At 69.6% G+C, this 1,305-nt stretch carries 3 protein-coding genes; all 3 read right to left on the bottom strand.

Annotated elements, in window-relative coordinates; all coding sequences use genetic code 11:
* Positions 1–125 precede the first annotated feature (125 nt).
* A complete protein-coding gene (locus tag BIU95_RS13320) occupies positions 126–494 on the bottom strand; it encodes an RNA polymerase-binding protein RbpA (RefSeq protein WP_027465686.1) in 369 nt (122 codons plus the stop codon).
* 3 nt (positions 495–497) lie between these two features.
* On the bottom strand, positions 498–749 hold the full coding sequence (gene secG / locus BIU95_RS13315) for a preprotein translocase subunit SecG (RefSeq protein WP_017887256.1): 252 nt from the start codon (positions 747–749) through the stop codon (positions 498–500).
* A 108-nt stretch (positions 750–857) separates the two neighbouring features.
* A partial coding sequence (locus BIU95_RS13310) for a triose-phosphate isomerase (RefSeq protein WP_139179802.1) occupies positions 858–1,305 on the bottom strand: 448 nt, incomplete at its 5' end.

Genomic DNA, 1,305 nt, shown 5'->3' with positions numbered 1-1,305 from the left:
CACGCGGCATGTCGTGACCAATCCACTCGACGAGCCAGCTCTCCCTGCGCCCTCCTCCCCCGACGGACGGACGCACGAAGGCCCCCACACCATCCGGTGCGGGGGCCTTCGTCAGTGTGTGGGCGCTACGCCTTCTTCGCCGCGGTGCCGCGACGCTCGCGGAGCTGCTGCAGCGCGTCTTCGAGGAGCTGCGCTGCCTCTTCCTCGGTGCGGCGTTCCTTCACGTACGCGAGGTGGGTCTTGTAGGGCTCCGTCTTGGAGACCACGGGAGGGTTCTCCTTGTCGCGCCCAGCCGGGAGACCACTCGACGGCGAGTCCACCGTCTCGGGGATCTCCTCGTCGGGGAGGTTGGCGGCGAAGTACCGCACGACCTCGTTGCCGAGGGCGTCCCAGTACGAGATCGCCACGCGCTCGGCCTGGACCCCGCGGTCCTGTTCGCCCATCGGTCCCGCGCCGACGCGAGACCCTCGGATTGCACTGCCTCCGCTTGCCATGGATCAGACCCCCGCCGTGAACTTGTTGATGAGACCGAGCACGATGATGGAAACGATCCAGACCAGACCGAGGATCACCGTGATGCGGTTGAGGTTGCGCTCGGCCACGCCGGACGCACCGAGGTTGCTCGTGACCCCACCGCCGAACATGTCGGAGAGGCCACCACCGCGGCCCTTGTGCAGCAGGATGAGGAGCGTGAGCAGGAGGCTCGTGATTGCGAGCAGGACCTGCAGCACGACGGAGAGTATCGCCACGACGTACCTTTCGTGTCAGTCAGCCGTACCAGTGTACCGGCCGCGCGGAGCACGGCCGGTACCTGGACGGGAGTGGTGCGGACGACTGCCCGCGACGACGCCTGTGGACTACAGCCCGACGTGCTGACGGAACCGCGCGATGGCCGCGAACTCCTGCACGTCGAGCGAAGCGCCACCGACGAGCGCGCCGTCGATGTCGGGCTCGCGGAGGAACCCCGCGATGTTGCCGGACTTGACCGAGCCGCCGTAGAGCACCCGGGTGTCCGCAGCGGCCTGGTCGCCCCAGGCAGAGGCGATGCCGCGACGGATGGCCGCACACTCGTCCTGCGCCTGCTCGGCCGTGGCCGCCTGGCCGGACCCGATGGCCCAGACCGGCTCGTACGCCACGACGATGTCGGCCGGCTTGACCGCGTCGAGCACGACGCGGAGCTGCTCGACCGGCACGACACCGGCGCCGCGCTCCTCGCGCTGCTCGCCGGTCTCGCCGACGCACACCACGGGGACGAGGCCGTGCTTGACTGCCGCTGCGGTCTTCGCCGCGACGACCTCGTCGGTC

Origin of the sequence: Curtobacterium sp. MCBA15_007, assembly GCF_001864905.1 — a bacterium.
GTDB classification, from domain to species: domain Bacteria; phylum Actinomycetota; class Actinomycetes; order Actinomycetales; family Microbacteriaceae; genus Curtobacterium; species Curtobacterium poinsettiae.
The sequence above is the reverse complement of the archived record's forward strand: the minus strand, read 5'-3'. Positions and strand labels throughout refer to the sequence as shown.